Source organism: Trichlorobacter thiogenes (assembly GCF_900167465.1).
Taxonomy (GTDB): domain Bacteria; phylum Desulfobacterota; class Desulfuromonadia; order Geobacterales; family Pseudopelobacteraceae; genus Trichlorobacter; species Trichlorobacter thiogenes.
This window is the reverse complement of the sequence record NZ_FUWR01000001.1, coordinates 212,725-235,580: the sequence shown is the minus strand read 5'-3', so window position 1 is coordinate 235,580 and position 22,856 is coordinate 212,725. Positions and strand designations below refer to the sequence as shown.

Here is a 22,856-nt window from a genome sequence, read left to right as displayed (position 1 = left end):
ACGCTCCTACGATTTTAATCGTTGACACCATACGATTCTTATCGTACATACGATTTAAATCGTAGTCAAACTCTATCACACATTAAACGAAAGGAGTCCACACCATGCAAAAGAACTCGCCTACCACCCAGCAACCTGAACCGATCAGCAGTGACCGTCTGCTTACCGTCCAGGAGACAGCCTCCGTACTTGGCCTGGCAGTATCAACCCTGAACCGTGCCAGAGTCTACGGAACTTCCGACCTCCCCCCATACGTCAAACTGGGAAAAGCAGTTCGTTACCGTCTCTCTACAGTTCAGGCATTCATCGCCAGCCGAACTGAAAACCAGCACACCACCCAGCAGCAGGCAGCCTAGAAAGGCAGAAAGGAGTCAACCATGATGAATATGTCGGTCAAGGGACTTAACGAGGCCATGCAAAAAGCGAAAGGCGACGTTGGCAAGGTCCGTAAAGCTGCAAAGCTTGCCATGTCTCGTGTACAGACCAGCACCCTTACCGAAGCCAGCCGCCTGATCAGGGGCAGGTACAACATCAATCAGACAGATCTGCTGAACAAGGCATCAGGAAAGCCACGTATCCAGGCAGTGGGTAGGGTGACTGACGATCTTACCGCAACCATCAGTTTTCTGGCTGGGGGTATCAGCCTGGTCTACTTCGGGGCTGTTGAATATCGCCGGACATCGGCAGGCATGACCAAGCGGGGCCGTAAAGGCGTCACCGCAATCAAACGGGGCAAGGTAGGTGTCCGGGTCCAGATAGAGAGAGGCAAAACCACCCAGCTTCGGCAGTTTCTGGCAGGGGTCAAGTTTGGCAAGGGCAGCGCAACCGGCACCCACGTTGGTGTTTTCCGGCGGCTGGGGAAAGAACGTCTCCCCATTGCAGAATCAGCAGTAATCTCTCCAGCCTCAATGATCGGTAAACCAGAAATCCTGAAACCCCTGACCCAGTTTGTTCAGACCACCTTCACCACCCGCTTCAACCATGAAATGAAAAGATTGGGGGTAACACAATGAATACACCAGACACCCACACCCGCACACTGCCGGACGTATCCTTAAAACTGGAGCACATGCGCCATTACCTGGTGCTGGCGGATGAACAGCATGGGCAGCTGCATGGTCGCGCCTACGATGAGGAAAGCGTTGAGGTTTCCAACCGGCTTGGCTGGCTGCTGGATGATGTTTTGAACATGCTGGTGGAAGTGCAGAACACCCTTTACCCAAACGACAGAATAGCACCTGTTGCCACCCAGCAAGGAGACTAAACCATGTCACTTCAAGACCAGATCCCCCAAGCACTACAGAATATTGCTGCCCGCTTTACCGCCGAGCATGAGGCCCGCCTGCTGCAGCTGGCTGGTGATGCTGCCAGTATCTCCAAGCCTGAACCGATCCACTTTGGAACACTCATCTTACCATCCATCAACCAGCTCTCCCAGCTGGCAGACTCTATCGATGCCGCCAACCAGTACGCAGCTGGTCATGGTGATGAAACTCTTTGCCAGATGCTGAAACAGATTCAGTGCCAAATGGATGGGCTGTACCCCCGGCTGATCGAACCAGAGACCCCAGCCCCGGAAGTTTAAGATTTTTTTACCCTATGTATTGTTTGGCGCTGAAACAGCTGAAACACTGCTATACGTCCGAAATTATTAAATAAAATCAGTTTCGTGAAGTTGTAACAAACTGATACACACGATACAAGCTGAAATTATTAAGGTTTTTAGTGATAGCAACACTCCCGAAACGACTGAACCCCCTACCGGAGGCAACCAGTAGAGGGTTCAAAGACTGAAGAAAAACAAGATTGGATGCCTTTATGACTACCCCAAAAACCGGAAAAAGTAAAGCAAAATCAACCGTATTACCGGCAAAGCCAGCCAAAAGCCGCAAGGCTGCTGCAAAACCGGCTTTGGCAGCAGAAGAAACCGCACCGGCTGAAGAAGCACCGGCATCAGCCCCGGCTGATCAGCCGCCCATGGCAAAGGTGGATTACAAAGCAGCAGTTGAGGCACGGGTACGGGAAGAGGCCGCCCTGCTGGGTGATCCCCTTGCACACCCGCTGCTGAAGGCCGGTGCCAAAACAGCAATACAACGCTTTGGCTCCTATGTCGTTAAAGGCACCGGCGTCTTTTTCCTCCATCAGCAGGATGGCAGAGACGGTGAGGAGCCGGTGGTCAAAGAGATTTTCGTCTGTTCATGGTTGTTGCCGGTTGCCCTGGTACGGGATGCCCGGCAGGAAGGCTGGGGCATGCTGGTGCAGTTCAGAGACCATGACCAGCACCTGCACACCTGGATCATGCCGATGAAGCTGCTGAAGGCCGGTGCAGAAGATGTCCGCGCCAGCCTGTTGGACATGGGCCTGACCATTGCCACCAGCTACAAGGCCAAGGGCCAGCTGATGGACTTCATCCTTGAGGCAAACCGCAAGCTGCAAAAAGACCCCAAGGCCCGGGCCAGAACCACGGCCCAAACCGGTTGGCTGCAACTGCCCACCGGTGAACTGGTTTATGTCACGCCAGAGCGGTGCATTGGCCAGACTTCAGAACTGGTTCACTACGTGGGGGATGATGGCCACCGTTTCAGCAGCAACAACACCCTTGAAGACTGGCAACACCACGTTTCAGTTCCCATCAAAGGCAACAGCCGCCCAGTGTTTGCGGTTTCAATCGGCTTTTCCAGCGCCCTGCTCCATCTGCTGCAGATGGAAAACAGCGGTTTCAACCTGCTGGGGGATTCATCCATCGGAAAATCCACCATTCTGATCATCGTTGCCAGCCTGTTTGGTAATCCTCGCCAAATAGTCACCACCTGGAACGCCACCAGCAACGGCCTGGAGGCGGTGGCCACCCTCTGTAACGATGCTGGTTTAATCCTGGATGAGATGAAGCAACTCGCTGCAGAAATAGCAGGAATGACGGCCTATCACATTCTGAACGGAAAAGGCCGGAGCCGGGCCAACCTGTCCGGCGGGTCAAAGGGGGGGAGTAGTTGGCGGCTGGTGTTGCTCTCCTCTGGTGAGATCGGCCTTGCAGACCTCTCAAACGCCAAAGGTGGCCGTCTGTACGCAGGGCAGGAACAGCGCCTTGCAGATATCCCTGCAGATGCCGGAAAAGGCCTTGGTATCTTTGACACCATCAACAACCGTGCCTCTGCCCAGGCCCTTGCAGATGAACTGAAACAGGCCTCCCACCGCCACTATGGCACCGCCTTTACCACCTTTGTCGCAAAGATAGCTGCCGATCCTGAATCCGCCAAAGAGCAGGCCAAGAAACTGATGGCTGAATTTTCAGCAGCCAACCGCCCCAAAGACGCCGCCTCGCAGGCCTTGCGGATGCTTAACCGGTTTGCACTGGCAGCCGCAGCCGGAGAACTGGCCACCATCTGGGGTATTACCGGCTGGAACAAGGGCGATGCCTTCTGGGCTGCCGGTGTCTGTTTCAAGGCCTGGATTGCCCACCGGGGCGGGGCAGGCCAGCAGGAACCGCAAGAACTGCTGAAGCAGGTGCTGGGCTTTTTTGAGGCCCACGGTGACAGCCGGTTCAAGCGGTTCTATCAAGACAAACTGGTAGAGGACAAGGTGATCGACATGTACGGCTACCGTCGTGATCTGGTGGTGACAACCGATCTGGTTGATGAACGGCATACCGAATACTACGTGCTACCCCAGTCATTCAATCGAATCGTGCAGGGCTTTGATCCCCGTGTGGCAGCCCGAATACTGGCTGAAAAAGGGATGCTCTACAAGGGCAAGGCAGAGGCCACCATGCAACGCCTTCCTGGCCTGAAATCTGCCAGATACTACCGCATCAATCTTGATGCTGCAGCAACTGAGGAAGAACTGTAGCCGTCCATAGGGTCCAGGCCGCAGCCAGCCCCCACGGGCAGGCGGACTGTCACCCTGTGGGCGGGTACCACACCACTTACACCACAAACAGAAAGGAACGAACATGGGAAAACCATTGGCACCTGAACATGCATTAGATCTGATTGAAGGGGCATTGGAACGGCTTGAAGTTATGAAAGTGCTACTGACCAGCCTTGGCAATGCGCCTGTCCACATAAATCTAAGCGACCTGCAAATATCTAGCGGCTTGTGTGGAATCTTTGACGCCATTTGCGAAGATATTGGAGAGGGTCACCACTGGTTAACTGAGGCAATGAAAGAAAAGGAGGCTTAAACCCATGCAAGACAAGCGAGATATCAGCCAAGGCGTTGTGTACGATTTTGACGAAATGCAACGGGCCTGCCACCAATTGCGGGCCATTCAGTTGGGCATTGATGGCCTTGGGTTGCAACACAGGAAATACAGCGATGGGTCGTCACCATACGAAGGCCTGAGCTTTATGCTGCATGACATCATCAAATGGCTGGCACCTGATGATGCAGTAACTGAAGACGACCGGCTGGAGCAAAAGCTGCTGCAGCAGCAGATAGCATCTGCCACAGCATCAAAACTGAAAGCTGCCTGATAGCAGCGAACCAACCAGAGAAAGGAGAAAAAACCTATGTCACAGAATTTTGAAGAGTTACCAGGCAAGGTCCGGCTGGTGTTTTTAAAGGGCTACATGCAGGCCCTGGAGGACATAGCCGACAAGACGCAAGAGCAAGCCTGCCGTATGCAGGCCAAAATTGAACAGATTCAGGCTGAGATAGCTGCAGAGTAGTCTAATGTCTGAACCGAACCTTTCACCGCTGCCGGTGTTGTGTCGGTGAAAGCAGGGGATCAGGTGGGCACCGCCATCTGATGCAGCGCCTCCCCGGCTGAATATGCAGTTGAGAGGCTCCTTTCCCTTTTTGCTGCACAAGGTTCCACGGCGCACTTTTTAAGTTTTGGGTGGGCACAATGGTCTTTAAAAAGTGTGAATTTGTAACCATCCCAATGGTAGCAAACCGCCTGGGGGTAGTGCCGTCTACGGTGAAAAAACTTATTGCAGACGGAAAACTTACCGCCTTTCGGTTTGGGTTTAGTAAACGTTCATACATCCTGAAGGCGGATGTTGAGAGGATCAGCACATGCGAAGAGGAAAGCGACGACGAGATCGACAATCGGCAATAGAACTGAAACGAGGCCATTTTAAACCGCTGGCACAGACCGGCACACAAGGAGAAAAAACCGATGCAAAACATTCAAGAGGAATTGAAGACAGCACAACACCGCTATTTTTTGGAGATGGAGAACCATGCAAAGCTGCTGAAAGAAATCAGTCTGCTGGATGACCGGGTAGATGATGCTACCAGGCAGATAAACCTGATTGATGCCCGGATCAAGTCTCTGACAGAGCAACGCTCTGTCCTGCATGCCGATATTGTGGCAGGCAACCAGCCGATTAATGCAGCTGACAAGATAGGCGATCAGCTGGCACAGGCCAGAAGACAGGCCGCTGACTATGACGAGATTCTTTTGCTTACCCGTCAGACACTGGAATCGAAACGCCGTGATCAGCTTGAATCAAAATTGGGCAACAAGAAGAGTGCGGTGTATGCAGCGGCTGCCAAGCTGATGCTTGCAGAACTGACCCCGGCCTTGCAAAAAGCGGTCGCCATCTATTCAGCCGGTCTGCCGTACTATGTGACGGATCGCCATCAACATATAAAAGATTTTGTCACCGATGCCTGCTTTACCCATGAAGAAAACACCCGTCCCTTTTTGCTGGAGGCGGAACAGCTCTACCTGACACCTGAGGGGGCGCAGCAATGCTCTTAAATCACGATTGGAGCCTTGATAAAATTGATTCCGAAATCAGACAGCGCCTGTCAAAAATCGATTCTATTAAGGCTGAAGTTCAGCAGCTGGAGCAATTCAAGGCCCGTAAGCTAAACCCGAATGGCCGCTTACCAGTAACCAGCATATTCTCATAACGAAAGGATAACACCAAAATGAACCTGATAATTGATGAAAACTGGTCATTAAATGATGCTGAATGGCACCTGCGTCACCTTGAAGCGCAGTTTAACAATCAACAAAAAACAGTTTCTGACCATATTGAAAAGTTGAAGGCGTTTGTTGATCGTAAGCGGGCAGAGTCCATCGAGCGTATGAAGGCGATATAGCGTTTTGCTTCCGGGAGGCCGGTTTTCCTGGAAGCAATGCTCGTGCGACAGAAAGGCCAGACCCTATGACCACAACCGAAGCAAAACAGAAATCATGCCCGCTGCAGCGTTCAAGCCTGTGTGAGGCCAGCAAGTGCATGGCCTGGCAGAGTACCAGCAAAGAGGAAGGTTTCTGCCAGATGATCAGCAGAAGCAGAACCGTTTTCGTTTCCCCGCAATCAGCAGCCCTGCAGGTTTCGCTTGAAGATGTTGTACGGCTTAAAACCGATAAGGCGTTTGATGTTTGCCTTGTGCAGGGCTTTAACGAGTACCTTGATGTTCAGATAAGAAATTAACCACAACCACAACCGGCGCAAAATTGCGCCACCAGATACATGAAAGGAACAACCCATGAAAAAAACTGCAACCATAACCCTTAACGAACGAGTCATCACCATCAACGAGCTGACCATGCGTCAGATCCTGGATTTCAAGGACCGCTTTTCTACCCTTGATATGATGGCAGGCATGCAGGAGCTGGTAACCATGCTGACCGATGCCACCCCTGATTTTCTGTTGAACCTGACCCCGTCTGAACTGCGTACCATCTTTGAGAAGGTGAAGGAGGTAAACGCCGATTTTTTCGCCCTGCTCCCGCTGGACGTCCTTCTGGCGGGATACAGAGACATGGTGATCGAGACCGTGAGACAGAACTTGTCAGCACTGTCTGCAGGCTCATTGCTGCCGGACATGGCCCCGGTGCATGGGGCTACGGCCTAAGTTATTTCAAGGCCGCACTGAAAGCGCTGGAAGATGAAGAGTTGCAGCAGATGAAGCGGATCTCTACAGCAGTGCGTGCGGCCTCAACAGATGAGAAAGGATGGAGCAAGTGGCTGGCTATGTTTTAGCCAGCCACTTGGCTTTATAGGGTGATCAATCATGGCAACAGGACAAAAAGTAGATTTTACCATTACCGCCCAGGATATGTTCACGGCGGTGATGAACGGTGTAATAGCCGGTATGGCCAATGCAAAGAAGGCAATGGATCAGCTTGGGCCTACGGCACAAAAGGCAGCTGATCAGACGGCACAGGCCTTTAAGGCCCTTAATATCCGTTCAGCCTTTGATATCAAGGCAGAGCAGGACAAAATCATCGCCGCCTTCAATGAAATCAAGAATTCCGGCAAGGCCTCTGCTGAAGAGGTTGCACGGGCACAGACTGCACTGCAGAGCAAGTTGAAGGATCTGCAGGGGGAGCTTGCCAATACCGCTGCAGCTGGCCAGAAGTCCGGTGCAACCCTGAGCGAGATCTTTAAAGGGGTGGGGAAAGCATCCTTTTACTTCAACAACATCAAGACTGCCATTGATTCAGCCTGGCAGGCGCTGCTGAACCTTGCCGGGCCAGCCATGGAAATGAATCGCCTGAATGCCATGTTTAAGGCCTCAAGCGGATCAGCAGAACTGGCTGGCAAGGATCTGGCCTATGTCAGGGCAGAGGCCAACCGCTTGGGGCTTTCCTTTGTGGATGTGGCAGGATCGTTTGCCAAGTTTAATGCAGCGTCCCGCAATACCTCACTGGAAGGCCAGAAGGCAAAAGAGGTGTTCACGTCAGTGTCTGAGGCGGTCACCGCCCTGCAGCTGCCTGCTGATGCAACCGACCGGATCATGACCCAGCTGCAGCAGATGATGAGCAAAAACAAGGTGTCTGCCCAGGATCTGCGGGTAGTGGCTGAATCTCTGCCCGGGACCTATGAGGCGGTTGCAGCCGGTATGGGAATGACCACCGGCGAAATGCTGAAACAGATGGAGGCGGGCAACCTGCTTGCTTCTGATGTGTTGCCCAAACTTGCCAAGCATCTGCATGAACTGTACGGAGCTGCAGCCATGGATGCTGCCAACAGCCCTGCTGCACAGCTGAACCGGCTGAAGACCGCCACTTTTGAACTGATGGCGGTACTGGGGCAAAAGCCGATGCAGGTGGTTGGTGAGTTTGCCAGTGCGCTTTCATGGCTGGCAAATGCTGCCAAGTCTGCTCTTGACTGGATGGCGCACAATGCCTGGGGGCAATCGCTTTCAAGCCTGGCTGTGGGGCTTGGTGCTGCTTCGGTGGCGCTTGCCATTGCTGCAAGTGCCCAGTCTGTCTATGCAGCTGCAACCTGGGCAGCCACAACGGCCACTGCTGCTTTTTCTGTTTCTCTGCTGGCTAACCCCTTGGTGCTGGCCTTCGGTGCTGCACTGGTTGGTGTGATTGCCGCCCTGTCTGCCCTGGCAAATGCCTTTGACAATTCGTCTGGTGCTTCAGGCCGATCATCGGCGGCTACCAAACAGGTTACTGAAGAAATGAGAAAGGCAGCAGCTGAACGCAAGCAGATTGAAGACGGTTATGAGAAAGCCGTGGGGATATCGCTGGAACGGCAGATGGCAAAGCGAAAGTCCCAGTATGATCAGGACCTGAAAGCAGTAGAGGCCAAGTTTTCTCAGGATCTGAAAGCGGCCAACGGCAATGCTGCTGAAGAACAAAAGATCATTGATAAGCTGTTGGATGATAAGCTGAAGGTTGAAAATGCCTACTATGCTGACATTGATAAAATTCGTAAAGCCGATTTACAGGAACAGGAAGGAAATGCCGCATCTGAACTTAAAAACAAGATTGAGCATCTGAAACGACTGGGCCAAACCAAGGATGCCGAAGGCCTAGATATTGCCGCAAAGAACCGGGCAGATCTGCAGGCGGTTGAAGACTACTACAAAGGCATTGAAGACGCTGCCAGGGACAGTGGTAAGGTATTGGTGGGGCTTGAGGCTGAGAAGGCAGACGCTATTGACCAGCTGAGAAAGAAACAGGCCCTTGATGCTGCCCAGCGTGGTTATGAATCCGGCCAGAAAGAGCTTGAGGCCTACCGAGGCATCATGGAATCAAAGGCTGCTCTACTGACTGCCGCTGCTGGGAATAATGTTAAAGCCCAGTATGCAGCCCAGGTTGAAATTGAACGGATGGAGATTGATTTCAGCCGTCGCAGATACCAGGCAGCAGCAGCTCATTTTCAGGATGTTGCGGCACTGTATCCCAAAGACAGTGATCAGTACCGTGCAGCCTTGGGTGACATGGCGACCGCCCACAAGAACTATCTGGATACTTCAAGTGCTGCCTATCGTAAGTATGCCGATGAAATCAAGGCAATCGACCAGCAGATAAAAGACTTCCGCATGTCTGTTCAGCAGAAGATCGCCGACCTGCAGCAGAAGAACATGACCGATGCCCAGAAGTTTGCCGACAACCAGCGTCGCATGAATGAAGCCCTGGCCAAGGCAGAAGCGTTAAAGGCACAGGGGCTGTATGATGAGGCCATGAAATACAACAAGCAGGCAGAAGACCTTGCCAGCCGACTTGACAGCAATGTTGCTGTTGCAACAGAAGGGTTAAAGCGCGTACTGAGTCAAGGTGAATCTATACTTGAAGCCAAGAAAGACGCTCCTCAGCAGGCCCTGAACAAGCTGAAAGAAATAGATGCTCAACCATTAAATGACAAGTTTCTGAAGATTGTACTGGATGAGCCTTCGCTACAGGCTGCGCAGGTGCAAATAGAAAAAATCACAGCAGAAGAGAAAAAGCCGGTGGTTGTTGATGTAAAGATTGATTCAGCAAGCTATCAAGCGACTAGGGAGGCCCTGTTAAGGTTGGCAGCTATCAATTCCGGTCTTATATCCACTCAGGTTGGCCCAGATTATAACAAGTACGAATCATATCCTGATGTATCGCTGGATGGTTTTTTTGCCGGCGGCAAGGTAATCAATGGATCTCCCCTGCGGGATTCGGTGCATGCTATGCTGGCCAGCAACGAATGGGTGATTAACAACAAGGCTTCAGGCTTTTGGGGTGACAACCTGCTGGCTGCTATCAATGCCCCGTTCAGTGGCGCTGGCAGGGCTCTGCAGGGGATGCTTTCAAAGTCTGTTGCCGTTCCGTCAGCGGCTGCAGCTGGCCCGATCCCGAACCTGGGCAGCATCAGCCTGGATGTCGGTGGTGGCAGTTATCCGGTTAGCGCCCCTATGGATGTTCTGGCTGAACTTAACACCGCTTTGCGAAGGCGAAAAATGAGCAGGCCCAACCCATGAATTGGGGGATAAAAAAGAGGGGGTGGCTTGGTGCCTACCCCCTCTTTTTGCTTTCACGCTCGCCACTATAGAGACACTACCCAAAAAACTGCAAAAAAATAATCAAATATAATAGCTAGTTTGAAGATTAGAATCTGAAACCCGCTAGAGCCGTTTGATTTTCATGGAGGAGCTGTTGTTTCCTTTGTTGCGAGTGCGTAATATGATGATGCAACGCAACACTGTTGCATGCAACAGTGTGTAACGTACTGTATTTATATGTTATGCTTGCAGTGTGGTCTGCTTGATTGTTGCAGTACTGTTTGCAACATGGCCTGAAAAGCGATCCATCCAGCAAGTGGGCAGATGCGTTGATTACATGACTAACATACTGAAATAAATCAACAATAAAAAATAAATAAATTTATTGTCTGTGTTGGCACGTAAACTGTAATTAAGAAAATCAACAACGGCACATCACAGAGTGCCACACCAAGATCCCAGTTATACGACACGCACCATAAAAACACAAACAAAGGAGAATCGCCATGAAAGCAAAAAACAATTTCTCAGTTCTGTTGGCAGAAACCACCGCAAAAGGTAGTCTGGCAATCTTCGCAGGGGCAGCAGTATTCCTTGGTGGCTTTATCACTTGGTCAGCAGCCGGTACGGTCAGTGGCTTGATGAGTCTGTTCAACTAACCAACCTAACTAACTACATTTATAGGGGGAACGTATCATGAAAGTTAAAGTCAGTTATTCCGATTTAGATGACAGGAAATATATTGGAAGGGTGCTTGGCGTGTTCGGCCTCTTCGCAGCAGGCGCTGCCCTGAACGTTGCCTGGCCGGCACTGAGCCATATCGGTGGTAAATTGATCGGTTAATCCGATTAAAAATCAGCAGAAACAGAAAGACCCGGCCAAAACCGGGTCTTTCTGTTTTCAGAGTAAGTCAGCAACGGTTAACGAACCTGCTGAACCTCAACGATCTCAGGAATCTGCTCTTTAATCGCCTTTTCAATCCCCATCTTAAGGGTCATGGTGGACATGGGGCAGGAACCGCAAGCACCCTGCAGCTTAACCTTTACAATGCCATCAACTACTTCGATAAGCTCAACATCGCCACCGTCACGCTGCAGCATGGGGCGGACCTGATCAAGTACTGCCTGAACTTTTTCAATCATGGTTGTATCTCCTTCTATTTGATAAGTAATCTGCATCCGGTTAATGGGACGACATTTGTCTCGTATAGCGTTTTTAAATAAAAAACGCACGAACTTTTATGCAAGCAGGTCCAGCAGCTCCTGCCGTTTGATCGGCTTGGTCAGACAGCCATCCGCTAATTCTTTCAGGTGTTGTTCGTAATCAGCCGGGGTTGAGGTCACCACGATAATCCGTGGCTTATGGCCTGAGAAGTTCCTGACCAGCGAGGCAATGGAGTAGCCATTCAGCTGGGGCAGGTTAATGTCCAACAGAACAATGGCTGGCAGGTGCTGTTGGTAGAGCTCTATGGCGGTCACGCCATCGGCAGCGATCAGGGTGTGATACCCGGCCTCATCTGCAATCATTTCCAGCATTGCCGAGGTCATTTCATCATCTTCAACAATCAGAATAGTCTGCTGTGCCATGGCTGGTCCCTCCGCTACAAGAATGGTTTCGATGGTCATGTAAGAGTCAGTAGCACCACGGCATGGGCCGAGATCCCTTCGCCAGTACCGGTAAAGCCTAAGCCTTCCTCAGTAGTGGCCTTGACGTTGATCCGGTCCGTCTCAACCCCGCAGGCCCGTGCAATGTTCTCCCGCATGGTCTGAATGTGCGGAGCCATTTTGGGCTTCTGGGCGATGATGGTGGCATCCAGATTGCCCACGCAGTAGCCTTTTGCTCCGATCAGGCCAACCACATGCTCCAGCAGCTTCATGGAATCCGCCCCTTTGAAGGCAGGGTCAGTATCGGGAAAATGTTTGCCGATATCACCCATGGCCAGTGCCCCCAGCAGAGCATCGGCGATGGCGTGCAGCAGCACGTCTGCATCGGAATGTCCCAACAGTCCTTTTTCATAGGGGATATCCACACCCCCCATGATCAGTTTTCTGCCTTCCACCAGACGGTGGACATCATAGCCATGTCCTATACGCATTCGGTACCTTCCTTGCTTAACTGCCGATCCAGCAGGTGCCGGGGCTGTACGTTGCCCAGCGCTGCCAGCAGGCTGTTTTTGATTTGGGGGATCTCTTGTTCAAGCTGACGCAGCAGTTGTTTCATCCGCTGCCGCTGATGATCTGCATCGGCCACCGGGCAGTTACAGCTGACGGTCTTGATCCCGGCCTGCTGTACGGTAGTGATAATATCATCTTCAGCAACATAGACCAGGGGACGGATCACCGTAATATCGCCGGTATCACAGACGGTCTTGGCAGCCATCGCCTTGAGGGTGCCGATGAAAAACTGGTTCAGCAGCAGGGTTTCGATAAAGTCATCCCGGTGGTGTCCCAGGGCCAGCAGGTTGCAGCCCAGTCGACGGGCAGCACCATATAACGCACCGCGTTTGAGCCGGGCACAAAAGGAGCAGTAGGAGGAACCGGGGCGCAGCTTGGCGTTGATCAGGTCAACATGGTCTGTCTGCTCGATAACCAGCTCAAGGCCTAGGTCTGCGACAAAGTTACGGATGTTGGCGGTGTCAAAGCCGGGGAATCCGGCATCCACCGTAACCGGCACCAGCTGGTAGCTGATCGGGGCGCGACGTTGCATCTCAACCAGCAGCATCAGCAGGAGCAGGGAGTCCTTGCCGCCGGAGACACCAACGCAGATCCGGTCGCCATCCTTGATCAGACCAAAGTCGCCAATAGCCCTGCCAATGCCGTTGCGTAGGGAACGCCAGAGCTTAGGATCAACACCAGCGGGGCAGGACATCGGTTAGGGGGCGACCCGTTCCAGCAAGGAACGGACCATCGGGCTGAAGGTTTCGTGCTCCAGCAGAAAGGCATCATGGCCGTAGGCGGATTGGATCAGGTGGTATTCCACCTCTTTGCCCAACCCTTGCAGGCAGGTGACCATCTCTTCAGTCTGATAGGGGGGGTAGAGCCAGTCAGAGCTGAAGGCAAAAAACTGGATCGGTGCCTGCACCTGGCTAAAGGCATCGGCCATGGATTCATAGCCCCAGGCCACATCGTAGAGGTCAAGCGCTTTGGCAAGATAGAGGAAGCAGTTGGCGTCAAAACGATCCACAAAGTTGTAGCCGTTGTAGTTCAGGTAGCGCTCCACCTCAAACTGGCCAAAAAAATCAAACAGGCCGTCCTTGGCTGAGAAGCGGCGATCAAACTTTTGCCACATTGATTCATCGGACAGGAAGGTGATGTGCCCGATGCCACGGGCCAGGGCAAGACCGTCCTTGGGGTTGTGCTTGTACTCCCCTTTTTTCCAGGTGGGGTCATTATAGATGGCCCAGCGTGCCACGGCGTTCAGGGAGATTGCCTGGGGTGACGGGCGTGGTGTGGTGGCCAGGGCAATGACGGAGGCGACCCGCTCCGGGTACTGGGTTGCCCATTCCAGGGCCTGCATGCCCCCCATACTGCCCCCCATGACGCAGAGCAGCCGTTTGACCCCCAGGTGATCCAGTAGCAGTTCCTGGGCGCGGACCATGTCGCGCACGGTGATAACCGGAAAGGTAAGGTTGTAGCGCTTGCCGGTCTTGGGGTTGATAGAGGCCGGGCCGGTGGAACCGTAACAGGAGCCGATCACATTTGAACAGAGTACGCAGTAGTGGTCAGTGTCCAGCAGTTTGCCGGGGCCGACAATGGCATCCCACCAGCCCGGTTTGGTCTCTTCTTCGCTGCGTTTGCCCGCCAGATGGGCGTCACCGGTCCAGGCATGCTCCACCATGATCAGGTTGGAACGGTCAGCATTCAGGGTGCCGTAGAGTTCATAGACCAGGGTGATCGGCGCAAGTATCCGACCACTTTCCAGGCGGATGCCGGATTCAAAGGTTATGGTCTGTTCGTGCACAACGCCGATGGACATGATCACCCCGAAACAACAAAAGCCCCTGCTTTGTATGGGAGCAGGGGCCTTGAGTAACGTCAAGATCCTCGCTCATCTTCGCCTTTCGGCAGGATTTAGCACCTGACGCCCCTACCGGGACCGGTTGCTGTGGTTTCGTCGGGCCTTATCCCTCCACCACTCTTGATAAGCAGGTTGTGGCCGGTAAAATACGTGAATGATCCCAGAGAGTCAATGTAAATTGAGCGGGTTATCGTCGGATTGGATAGCTCTGGAAAATGCCGTTGCCATCTGGTATAACGATCAGGATTTATGGACCAGACAAACTACTCTGATACGATGGAACCGGGAGGAACTATGCAACGGTTGGTGCTGCTGATGGGGCTGTTATTACTGCCGCTTTTAGGGGGCTGTGCCCATAACTACTATAATCTGCCGCAGGATGCAGTGGCTGAAAAAGTGAAGGTGCTGGGAGTAGTGCCGATTATTGTTGATACCGACTCAGATATCCGTCACCCACAGCGCGAGGAGCTGATTACCCTGCTGACCAATGTTAACCGCTCCTTTGAGCGGGATCTGCTGCGGCTGGTGAAAAATACCAACAGTTTTTACACGGTTACCCTGCTTGATGCAGACCCCAAGGCGGTTTTTTCCAGCACACTGTTCCGACGTGAACGCCGTGACGATGCGGCTATTCAGTACAATAAGTATTTCTGGAAAGAAGATGCCCTGGCTGATTTCATGCGTAAAAACAGTCTGGATGCGGTGATGTTTGTTATTGTCAGTGGCATTACCCGCCCGGACAAGATCTCTTCCTCCAACCTGCTGGACTCTCTGACAACCGACTACAATTTTCTGGTCATGACGGCCCAGATTGTGGATGCCAAGGCCACCATTTTGTGGGAATACCCCAATTTCCGGCAGCGGACCCTTTCGTACAACCCGTTGATGAATCTGCAGTATCCTGATTTTGACGAGGCCAAGGCCAATATGAGCCCCCGCGTACAGGTCAAGTTCAAGACCTTGGAGGGGATTCGGCGTTCCCTTGAAAAAAGGCGTCTGGACCTGTTGCGCCGTGAAACCCCGGAGGTAGAGCTGTACATGAGCCAGTTTGAAGATATGACCTCCATGCTGGAGATTGACAAGGATCGCAAGCCGGCGCCACCTGCACCAAAGAAGGATGAACAGGAGACCAAAAAGTGAAGATAGATATCAGCTTTGAAGGCGGCCAGAAGGTGGCTGCCAACTTTCCGGACGGCCTGCAGATGTTAACTGACCAGCCAGGTGCTGACGGTAACCCTGGTGCCGCCCCTTCGCCCTTTGCCTACTTTCTTGGTTCCATCGGTACCTGTGCCGGTATCTATGTGCTTGAGTTTTGCAATGCCCGCAAGATTCCGACCGAGAAGGTGTCACTGACCCAGAACATTGAATTTGAACTTGATCCGCAGGGGAAGCGGCGGCTCAGCAAGGTGAGCATGACCATCAACCTGCCACCAGAGTTTCCTGAACGCTACCAGAAGGCGATTGTCAAGGCGGCTGAACTGTGCTCCGTTAAAAAGGCGATCATGCATCCACCCGAATTTGTTGTTGATTATCAGGTACTATAAAGGCCGCCGTGGACGAAACACGTAAAGCAAAATTAACCAAGGAACTCCAGGGGATCGGTATCGGGGCTGTTGGCCTGTTCATCCTGCTGGCCTTTATCACCTTCAGCTCGGCAGATCAGTCGTTGAACAGCTGGTCAACCGAAGGCGGGATTCGCAACTTAGGGGGACGCCTGGGAGCCCAGGTTGCCGATCTGTTCTTTATGCTGTTCGGTCTGGCATCATACCTGCTGCCGGGGGCATTGCTGTTTATCTCCTACAACCTGCTGCGCTTCAAGGAACCCCGCCTCCGTTTTTACAAGGTTGCCGCCTTTATCGGCCTGCTCTTCTCGTTGGCATCACTGTTTGCCTTCAGCATTGAATCCACAAACTTTATGGGGCAGCAGATTCCCACCGGCGGCTTGATCGGACGGGGGACGGTCTTGATGCTGCGGGGCAGCATGAACGCCTTTGGTGCCCTGCTGGTGTTACTGCCGCTGCTGGCGGCTTCAATCATGATCCTATCCGGGTTCTCCTTTGTCCTGTTTGCCTCCTGGTGGCTGGAAAATCTGCGCACCAAGTGGGCAGCCCGCAAGGAACGTACTGCCCATGCCAAAGAGGGCCGTGAGCGGGACAAGGCGTTGGCTGAAGGTAAAGCTGTGCCTGCTAGTGGGCCGGTGATTAAGGATTCAGCTCCACCACCCCCTACGGCCCGTCCTAATTTCTTTAAAAAGGAAAAGAAAAAGGAGGCGGCCAAGGATAAGGCGGTACAGGAGTCGTTCGACTTCATCAAGCAAGAGGGGGATTTTATCACTCCGCCTTTGTCACTGCTTGACCCGCCACCCACCACAGAGCGTCGGATTGACCGTGAGGCGTTGGAGATGAACGCCCGTCTGCTGGAAAAGAAGCTGCTGGATTTCGGGATAGATGGCGAGGTGAAGGAGATCTGCCCCGGCCCGGTCATCACCATGTATGAGTTTGCCCCGGCCCCCGGCATCAAGATCAGCCGGATCGCCGGTCTGTCCGATGACCTGACCATGGCACTGCAGGCGCTTTCGATCCGGATTGTTGCTCCGATCCCCGGCAAAGGGGTGGTGGGGATTGAGGTCCCGAACCGTGATCGTGAGACGGTCTACCTGCGGGAGATCTTTACCTGTGATGATTTTCTGCAAAGCCGGATGAAGCTGCCGCTGGTACTGGGCAAGGATATCGCCGGTCTGCCTTCCCTGACTGATCTGGCCAAGGCCCCGCACCTGCTGGTGGCCGGCTCCACCGGTTCCGGTAAATCGGTGTCAGTTAACACCATGATCCTGTCCCTGCTCTACACCGCCACCCCCCGTGACGTCCGTTTCATTATGGTTGACCCCAAGATGCTGGAATTCTCCATGTATGAAGGGATTCCGCACCTGCTGCTGCCGGTGGTGACCGAACCGAAGAAGGCCTCCCTGGCCCTGAAATGGGCGGTGAATGAGATGGAGCGCCGTTACCGCCTGCTGGCAGACAAGGGGGTTCGTAATATTGAATCCTACAATCGCAAGCTGGCGGTTGAGGAAGAAGAGCTGGCGGTCCATGATTTGGATGATGAGGATATCATCGAAGAGCTGGAAGAGGTGATTGAGGGTGAAGATCCGGCAGTACTGGATGAGCCGCTGCCGTTTGTGGTTGATGATGAGGTGGATGAACTGGAGCACAGCCATCTGCCCTATATCGTGGTGATTGTGGATGAGCTGGCTGACCTGATGATGGTGGCCGGGCGCGAGGTGGAGGAGCATATCGCCCGTCTGGCCCAGAAGGCCCGGGCAGCCGGTATTCACCTGATCCTGGCCACCCAACGGCCATCGGTGGATGTGATCACCGGCCTGATCAAGGCCAACCTGCCGTCCCGGATCTCGTTCCAGGTCTCTTCCAAGGTTGACTCCCGTACCATCCTGGATTGCAACGGGGCCGAGGCGTTGCTGGGGATGGGTGACATGCTCTATCTGCCCCCCGGCACCGGCCGTCTACAGCGGGTGCATGGTGCCTTTGTCTCTGATGCCGAGGTACAGCGGGTGGTTGACTTTCTCAAAAAACAGGGCAAGCCGGTCTATGAAAAATCGATCCTTGAGATGAAGGATACGGATGACAAAGGCAGTGCCGGTGATGATGAAGAACAGGATGATCGCTGGGAAGATGCCCTGCGTCTGGTGGCTGAAACCAAGCAGGCCAGCATTTCCATGGTGCAGCGCCGGCTGCGGATCGGCTACAATCGGGCGGCCCGGATTGTTGAGATGATGGAGCGGGAGGGGATGATCGCCCCCAGCGACGGCACCAGCAAACCCCGTGAGATCTATATGGATATCATCAACGCCTACCTGAATTCACAACTGACGAGGTAGCAATGCCAGAGCCACAGACGATCACCGCCGCCGCAATTCAGTTCAACGTTACCCAAGGTGACCTTGATGCCAACCTGAGCTATGTCCGTGCTGCCCTGCAGCGGGTTACAGAACAGGGGGCCAATCTGGCTGTGCTGCCGGAGATGTGGTCCACCGGTTTTGCCTACAAGACCCTGAACGAGCTGGCCCAGCGGACGGAAGGAGTGGTTGCGGAACTGTGCGAACTTTCGGCGCAGCACAAGTTAGTGATTGTGGGCAGCCAGCCTGAACCGGCTGATGATGGTCGGGTCTACAACACCATCCATGTTGTTGATAATGGCCAGGTGGTGGCTCGCTACCGTAAGCTGCACCTGTTTTCGTTGTTGGGTGAGGACAAGGCGTTCAAGGGAGGCGACAGTTGGTGTCTGGCAGAGACCTCCATCGGCAAGGTGGGTGTGATTATCTGTTACGACCTGCGCTTTCCGGAGCTGTCCCGCCGACTAGCGTTGGAGGGGGCACGTGTGATCTGCGTACCGGCCCAATGGCCAAAGCCCCGCCAGGAACATTGGAGGACCCTGCTGCGGGCCAGGGCGATTGAAAATCAGCTCTATGTTGTTTCCTGCAATGCCTGCGGTCAGATCGGTAAGCTGGATTTCTTTGGTATGAGTATGGTGATTGATCCCAAAGGAGAGGTGCTGGCCGATGGGGGAGAGGCGGTCTGTGAGATCTCTGCAACGTTGGACTGGCAGGCTATGGATGCCTGGCGGGCGCAGATCCCCTGTTTTAGCGACCGTCGGCCTGAATTGTATTGATACCGCATTGTTGCTTGACGGCCTGTGTATGAAGGACTAGGTTTAGAAATATTTTCTCAGGAGGTTCTATCCCGTGGGATTAGAAATGTTTTTTAGCAGTACCGGTCTGGTGGTGAAGGGTGTGTTGCTGCTGCTGATCATGTTTTCAGTGGTTTCCTGGGCCATCATTATGTTCAAGTTTTTTCAGATCCAGAAGGCGTTCAGTGAGTCCGGGCGTTTTATGGATTTTTTCTGGAAGACCAAACGGTTTGACGCGATTGCATCACAGGTGGATCGTTTTGGCAGCTCTCCGTTGACCGCCCTGTTTAACGAAGGCTATAGCGAATTGAAGCAATTGATGGAGGCTGAAGGCGGTAAGCCGGATCATGGCGGGCTCAGTACCGATCTGGGCGGGGTTGCCAACGTCACCCGCGCTCTGCGCCGGGCCACCAACCTGGAGGTCAACCGGCTGGAGAAGTATACCACCTTCCTGGCAACCACCGGTTCTACCTCACCTTTTATCGGTCTGTTCGGTACGGTCTGGGGGATCATGGTGGCCTTTGAAGGAATCGGCAAGACCGGTTCCGCCTCGCTGGCGGTTGTCGCTCCCGGCATTGCCGAGGCGTTGATCGCCACTGCGGTTGGTCTGGTGGCCGCTATTCCTGCGGTTATGGCTTACAACCATTTTCAGCACAAGATCAGGGTTCTGGTGAAGGAAATGGATAGCTTTTCCACTGAATTCCTGAACATTGTGCAGCGCAACATAGCCGGGAAGTAGGGGGACGCCATGGCCATGGGTGGTGGTGATGATGAACGGGGCATGATGGCGCAGATTAACGTCACCCCGCTGGTTGACGTTATGCTGGTGCTGTTGGTGATCTTTATGGTAACCGCCCCGATGATGCAGCAGGGGGTGCAGGTTAATCTGCCCAAGGCTGACACCAAAGGGATGAATGCCCAGGAAGATACGGTAATTGTGGCCGTTGACAAAAACGGTCGTACCTTTATCAACAAGGATGAGGTGCCGGGCAGTGATCTGCGTAAGCGGCTGTCCGAGATGTTTGCAACCCGCACCAAAAAAGAGGTCTTTTTGAAGGCAGATGCCGGTGTCCCCTATGGTGAAGTGGTACGGGCCATGGCTGAGATCAAAGGTGCCGGGATTGAGCGGTTGGGTATGGTAACGGAGCCGGCCCAGAAATAAGGTCTATGTATCAACTTGTAGCCCGCAAAGACACCGGATTGGGTGTCACAACAGCACTGTCCGTCACGTTACACGTGGCGGCGTTTGCTTTTCTGGTCTGGTGGCAACAGTTGATGCCAGATCTGGGACCGGTGCAGACCACCTATTACGTTGATGTGGTCAACCTGCCGGTGGCAAACCCGCGTGCTGGTAGTCCCACCGAGACCGGCAATGAAAAAATGCCTGCTCCGCCTGCCCCAACTCCTCCGACCATGGCTGTGCCGAAAGCTCCAACAAAAAAAGCGCCGGGCAAGAAGCCAACAACTACCCCTACAACGGAATCGGCTGCCTTTCAGGAACGGATGGCAAAACTGGAGGGTAAGGTGGATGCCCAGCGTCAGACCGCTACCTTTGAGGAGCTGCGCAAAAAAGTTGCTGCGCGGGGTAAGGTCGGCATGCCCAAAGGCACCGGAACAGAGGCTGGCAGTGATTATACCGCCTACCTGCATTCACGGTTAAAGGATGCCTTTCGCGATACCATCAGTTACCAGACCAAGAACCCCTTTGTGATGGTGCGCATTACTATAGATGGTGATGGCCGGATTATCAGGACACGGATTGAAAAAAGTACCGGTGATAAGGCCTTTGAGCTTTCAGTGGCACGTGCGATTACACTGGCAGAGCAGGCCATAGTACCACCGCCTTCCAGGACGGTGTATGAAGGGGCCTTTGTTTTTAAGCCCCAGGGAGTTACTCAGCGATGAGCTTTTTACAGCGTATATTCCTTGTCTGCCTGCTGGTATTTGTTGTTCAGCATAGCAGCGAGGCAGCCAACTATATTGAGGTTACGGCAGCGGGAAACCGTCTGTTAAAGCTTGCCGTGGTACCGCCCCAGCCGATGGGTGCGGTGATCCGTCCTGAACTGGCAAATGAGGCCGCAGAACTGCATTCCTTTGATCTGACCATGTCTGGCCTGTTTGCGGCTGAACGACGTGATGCCGCACCGTTGCTGAACGGGCTGTCGTTGACGCCGGTTGACTTTGTACCCTGGCTTTCTGCCGGGTATGACCTGCTGATTCGTGGCGAATATGAGCTGCGTGGTCAGGAGCTGACCCTTGAGTTCAGGTTGTACGATGTGGTTGCCAAGAAGCTGTTGACCTCGAAGCGCTTTCTGGGACGTGAAAAAGATCTGCGGCGCTACGCCCACAGCTTTAGCGATGAGGTTTTACGGGCCTTGACCGGAGAAAAGGGGAGCTTTACCTCAAAGATTCTGTATGTCTCCAATCAGACCGGCAACAAAGAGCTTTTTTTAATGGATTGGGATGGTTTTAACCCCCAGCAGTTGACCAGCAACCGCTCAATCAATATCTCGCCGGATGTTTCGCCGGATGGACGGGAGGTTATCTTTACCTCCTACAAGCGGGGCAACCCTGATCTGTACAAGCGGGCCTTGTCCAGTAACCTCGAAGTGCCGGTTTCCAGCCGGTCAGGCCTGAATATCACCGGATCCTGGTCACCCAACGGCTCCAGAATAGCCCTGGCGCTATCCAAAGATGGTAATACTGAAATCTATACAGTGGCCAAAGATGGCTCATCACCTACCCGCTTGACTGTCAGTCATGCCGCCAACGTTTCACCGGCCTGGACTCCTGATGGAAGCAGGCTGGCTTTTGTGTCTGACCGGCTGGGTAAACCACAGATTTTTGTCATGGATGCCAGTGGCGGTAATGTCAAACGACTGATCACCAGCGGTTCATACAATGTCAATCCCTCCTGGTCCCCCAAGGGCGATAAACTTGCCTTTGCCCGTTCTGCTGGCGGATTCCAGATCTTTGTAGCCAATGCCGACGGCAGCGGTGAAACCCAACTGACCTTTGAGGGAAACAATGAGCGGCCCCGCTGGTCTCCCGATGGCCGGTTGATCAGCTTCAGCTCTCGCCGTGGCGGGCAGGAGGCGATCTACGTCATGCGTGCTGATGGTTCCGGGCAGACCAAGGTCAGTCGAACCAAAGGGAACAGCCAGCATCCGGTCTGGACTCCACGAGGGCAATAAAAAAATCTCATGTTGTTGCAAAAAGATTCAGGGGATGTATAATCCCGTTCATGCGTAGTTTTATCAGGCTCACAAGGCCGTTGAATACCGTGGTTACAAGGAGGCAGTGATGCGGAACGGATTTAAAGGGATGGTGGTGGCCCTTGGTGTTGTTGCAATGATGGCAGCAGGTTGCGCCAAGGAAGAAGTAGTCAAGAAGGACGAGCCGGTTGTTCAGCAACAGACCGTCAAGCAGCAGGAGCCGGTCAAGCAGGTAGAGCCGGTCAAGCAGGAAGAACAGCAGAAAGCAGCTCCAAAGCAGGAAGAAGGCACTGCTGCCAAGGCATCTGCGGCTGTTGCCCTTGAGACGGTCTACTTTGATTTTGACAAGTCTGACCTGCGCAAGGACTCCCGTGACGTGCTTTCAAAGAACGCTGAGGCGCTGCTGAAGCAGGTGGCTGATGCAAAGATTCAGGTTGCAGGTCATTGCGACGAGCGCGGTTCAGACGAGTACAACCTGGCTCTGGGTGAGCGTCGTGCCAAGTCAGTTGCCAAGTACCTGACCACCCTTGGTGTGAAGGCTGACCGGATCAGCACCATCAGCTATGGCAAAGAGAAGCCTGCTGTTCAGGGTAGTGATGAGGCAGCATGGTCCAAAAACCGTCGCGCTGAGTTTGTAATCGTCAAGTAGGCGCCCCACTCCAGTGCATGAAAACTGAATGCACCGGTAGCCGGAATTTCCCCGGTGCCGGTGCATTTTTTTTATGCAAGGGATGCTTGACATTTTGGATT

Annotated in this window: 30 protein-coding genes and 1 riboswitch; of the genes, 25 read left to right on the top strand and 5 right to left on the bottom strand. The window is 53.4% G+C overall.

Features of this window, described 5'->3' with window-relative positions; genetic code table 11:
* Positions 1 to 104: 104 nt before the first annotated feature.
* The 16 genes from B5D39_RS01090 to B5D39_RS17065 all read left to right on the top strand — a co-directional run bounded on the left by B5D39_RS01090 (position 105) and on the right by B5D39_RS17065 (position 11,013).
* Positions 105 to 356 (top strand): helix-turn-helix transcriptional regulator, encoded by a 252-nt coding sequence (locus tag B5D39_RS01090; protein ID WP_078788539.1) that lies wholly within the window; start codon positions 105 to 107, stop codon positions 354 to 356.
* Between the two features lie 21 nt (positions 357 to 377).
* Positions 378 to 1,013, top strand: coding sequence for a hypothetical protein (locus tag B5D39_RS01085; RefSeq protein WP_078788538.1), 636 nt, complete (start codon positions 378 to 380; stop codon positions 1,011 to 1,013).
* On the top strand, positions 1,010 to 1,264 hold the full coding sequence (locus B5D39_RS01080; RefSeq protein ID WP_078788537.1) for a hypothetical protein: 255 nt from the start codon (positions 1,010 to 1,012) through the stop codon (positions 1,262 to 1,264). Before B5D39_RS01085 ends, B5D39_RS01080 begins: the two co-directional genes overlap by 4 nt.
* Before the next feature lie 3 nt (positions 1,265 to 1,267).
* Positions 1,268 to 1,585: a hypothetical protein gene (locus B5D39_RS01075; RefSeq protein WP_078788536.1), complete on the top strand. Its 318-nt coding sequence runs from the start codon at positions 1,268 to 1,270 to the stop codon at positions 1,583 to 1,585.
* A 233-nt stretch (positions 1,586 to 1,818) separates the two neighbouring features.
* Positions 1,819 to 3,846: a DUF927 domain-containing protein gene (locus B5D39_RS01070; protein ID WP_078788535.1), complete on the top strand. Its 2,028-nt coding sequence runs from the start codon at positions 1,819 to 1,821 to the stop codon at positions 3,844 to 3,846.
* Between the two features lie 103 nt (positions 3,847 to 3,949).
* Positions 3,950 to 4,180, top strand: coding sequence for a hypothetical protein (locus B5D39_RS01065; protein WP_078788534.1), 231 nt, complete (start codon positions 3,950 to 3,952; stop codon positions 4,178 to 4,180).
* A gap of 4 nt (positions 4,181 to 4,184) precedes the next feature.
* Positions 4,185 to 4,472, top strand: coding sequence for a hypothetical protein (locus B5D39_RS01060; RefSeq protein WP_078788533.1), 288 nt, complete (start codon positions 4,185 to 4,187; stop codon positions 4,470 to 4,472).
* A gap of 36 nt (positions 4,473 to 4,508) precedes the next feature.
* Complete coding sequence (locus tag B5D39_RS16895) at positions 4,509 to 4,667, top strand: hypothetical protein (protein WP_153304299.1); 159 nt, start codon at positions 4,509 to 4,511, stop codon at positions 4,665 to 4,667.
* 215 nt (positions 4,668 to 4,882) lie between these two features.
* Positions 4,883 to 5,059, top strand: coding sequence for a helix-turn-helix domain-containing protein (locus tag B5D39_RS17185; RefSeq protein WP_208610529.1), 177 nt, complete (start codon positions 4,883 to 4,885; stop codon positions 5,057 to 5,059).
* 60 nt (positions 5,060 to 5,119) lie between these two features.
* Positions 5,120 to 5,707, top strand: a complete 588-nt coding sequence (locus B5D39_RS01050) for a hypothetical protein (protein WP_078788531.1) — start codon at positions 5,120 to 5,122, stop codon at positions 5,705 to 5,707.
* 173 nt (positions 5,708 to 5,880) lie between these two features.
* The gene (locus B5D39_RS16890; RefSeq protein ID WP_153304298.1) at positions 5,881 to 6,054 is read left to right on the top strand and encodes a hypothetical protein; all 174 of its coding nucleotides are present in this window, start codon (positions 5,881 to 5,883) and stop codon (positions 6,052 to 6,054) included.
* A 65-nt stretch (positions 6,055 to 6,119) separates the two neighbouring features.
* Entirely contained in the window at positions 6,120 to 6,389 is a 270-nt protein-coding gene (locus tag B5D39_RS01045) for a hypothetical protein (RefSeq protein ID WP_078788530.1), read from the top strand.
* A 55-nt stretch (positions 6,390 to 6,444) separates the two neighbouring features.
* Positions 6,445 to 6,813 (top strand): hypothetical protein, encoded by a 369-nt coding sequence (locus tag B5D39_RS01040; protein ID WP_078788529.1) that lies wholly within the window; start codon positions 6,445 to 6,447, stop codon positions 6,811 to 6,813.
* A gap of 159 nt (positions 6,814 to 6,972) precedes the next feature.
* Positions 6,973 to 10,149, top strand: a complete 3,177-nt coding sequence (locus tag B5D39_RS01035) for a tape measure protein (RefSeq protein ID WP_078788528.1) — start codon at positions 6,973 to 6,975, stop codon at positions 10,147 to 10,149.
* Between the two features lie 527 nt (positions 10,150 to 10,676).
* Positions 10,677 to 10,829: a hypothetical protein gene (locus tag B5D39_RS17070; protein WP_167370378.1), complete on the top strand. Its 153-nt coding sequence runs from the start codon at positions 10,677 to 10,679 to the stop codon at positions 10,827 to 10,829.
* A gap of 37 nt (positions 10,830 to 10,866) precedes the next feature.
* On the top strand, positions 10,867 to 11,013 hold the full coding sequence (locus tag B5D39_RS17065; protein WP_012471508.1) for a hypothetical protein: 147 nt from the start codon (positions 10,867 to 10,869) through the stop codon (positions 11,011 to 11,013).
* Between the two features lie 77 nt (positions 11,014 to 11,090).
* Here the strand turns inward: B5D39_RS17065 and B5D39_RS01030 are convergent, their stop codons facing one another.
* The 5 genes from B5D39_RS01030 to metX all read right to left on the bottom strand — a co-directional run bounded on the left by B5D39_RS01030 (position 11,091) and on the right by metX (position 14,145).
* Positions 11,091 to 11,312 carry a NifU family protein gene (locus tag B5D39_RS01030; protein WP_078788527.1) on the bottom strand — a complete coding sequence of 74 codons (222 nt, stop codon included), beginning with the start codon at positions 11,310 to 11,312 and terminating at the stop codon, positions 11,091 to 11,093.
* A gap of 96 nt (positions 11,313 to 11,408) precedes the next feature.
* Positions 11,409 to 11,756: a response regulator gene (locus B5D39_RS01025; protein ID WP_161947399.1), complete on the bottom strand. Its 348-nt coding sequence runs from the start codon at positions 11,754 to 11,756 to the stop codon at positions 11,409 to 11,411.
* Positions 11,757 to 11,791: 35 nt separating this feature from the next.
* Positions 11,792 to 12,265, bottom strand: a complete 474-nt coding sequence (gene ispF / locus B5D39_RS01020; RefSeq protein ID WP_078788525.1) for a 2-C-methyl-D-erythritol 2,4-cyclodiphosphate synthase — start codon at positions 12,263 to 12,265, stop codon at positions 11,792 to 11,794.
* The gene (gene ttcA, locus B5D39_RS01015; RefSeq protein WP_078788524.1) at positions 12,256 to 13,038 is read right to left on the bottom strand and encodes a tRNA 2-thiocytidine(32) synthetase TtcA; all 783 of its coding nucleotides are present in this window, start codon (positions 13,036 to 13,038) and stop codon (positions 12,256 to 12,258) included. Before ttcA ends, ispF begins: the two co-directional genes overlap by 10 nt.
* A gap of 3 nt (positions 13,039 to 13,041) precedes the next feature.
* Positions 13,042 to 14,145 carry a homoserine O-acetyltransferase MetX gene (metX, locus tag B5D39_RS01010; protein WP_078788523.1) on the bottom strand — a complete coding sequence of 368 codons (1,104 nt, stop codon included), beginning with the start codon at positions 14,143 to 14,145 and terminating at the stop codon, positions 13,042 to 13,044.
* Between the two features lie 69 nt (positions 14,146 to 14,214).
* A riboswitch (SAM riboswitch) is annotated at positions 14,215 to 14,317 on the bottom strand.
* A 164-nt stretch (positions 14,318 to 14,481) separates the two neighbouring features.
* On the opposite strand from metX, the gene B5D39_RS01005 reads away from it, so the two are divergent.
* From B5D39_RS01005 to pal, 9 genes are all read left to right on the top strand, one after another.
* The gene (locus B5D39_RS01005) at positions 14,482 to 15,327 is read left to right on the top strand and encodes a hypothetical protein (RefSeq protein ID WP_078788522.1); all 846 of its coding nucleotides are present in this window, start codon (positions 14,482 to 14,484) and stop codon (positions 15,325 to 15,327) included.
* Entirely contained in the window at positions 15,324 to 15,731 is a 408-nt protein-coding gene (locus B5D39_RS01000; RefSeq protein ID WP_078788521.1) for an OsmC family protein, read from the top strand. The genes B5D39_RS01005 and B5D39_RS01000 overlap by 4 nt, the downstream gene beginning before the upstream one ends.
* 8 nt (positions 15,732 to 15,739) lie before the next feature.
* Positions 15,740 to 18,082 (top strand): DNA translocase FtsK, encoded by a 2,343-nt coding sequence (locus B5D39_RS00995; protein WP_078788520.1) that lies wholly within the window; start codon positions 15,740 to 15,742, stop codon positions 18,080 to 18,082.
* 2 nt (positions 18,083 to 18,084) lie between these two features.
* Positions 18,085 to 18,873: a carbon-nitrogen family hydrolase gene (locus tag B5D39_RS00990; protein ID WP_078788519.1), complete on the top strand. Its 789-nt coding sequence runs from the start codon at positions 18,085 to 18,087 to the stop codon at positions 18,871 to 18,873.
* A gap of 85 nt (positions 18,874 to 18,958) precedes the next feature.
* The gene (gene tolQ / locus B5D39_RS00985) at positions 18,959 to 19,630 is read left to right on the top strand and encodes a protein TolQ (protein WP_078788518.1); all 672 of its coding nucleotides are present in this window, start codon (positions 18,959 to 18,961) and stop codon (positions 19,628 to 19,630) included.
* A gap of 9 nt (positions 19,631 to 19,639) precedes the next feature.
* On the top strand, positions 19,640 to 20,053 hold the full coding sequence (gene tolR / locus B5D39_RS00980) for a protein TolR (protein WP_078788517.1): 414 nt from the start codon (positions 19,640 to 19,642) through the stop codon (positions 20,051 to 20,053).
* A 5-nt stretch (positions 20,054 to 20,058) separates the two neighbouring features.
* Positions 20,059 to 20,796, top strand: a complete 738-nt coding sequence (locus tag B5D39_RS00975) for an energy transducer TonB (protein ID WP_078788516.1) — start codon at positions 20,059 to 20,061, stop codon at positions 20,794 to 20,796.
* Positions 20,793 to 22,085 carry a Tol-Pal system beta propeller repeat protein TolB gene (gene tolB / locus B5D39_RS00970; protein WP_078788515.1) on the top strand — a complete coding sequence of 431 codons (1,293 nt, stop codon included), beginning with the start codon at positions 20,793 to 20,795 and terminating at the stop codon, positions 22,083 to 22,085. Before B5D39_RS00975 ends, tolB begins: the two co-directional genes overlap by 4 nt.
* Positions 22,086 to 22,194: 109 nt before the next feature.
* On the top strand, positions 22,195 to 22,755 hold the full coding sequence (gene pal / locus B5D39_RS00965) for a peptidoglycan-associated lipoprotein Pal (RefSeq protein WP_078788514.1): 561 nt from the start codon (positions 22,195 to 22,197) through the stop codon (positions 22,753 to 22,755).
* Positions 22,756 to 22,856 lie beyond the last annotated feature (101 nt).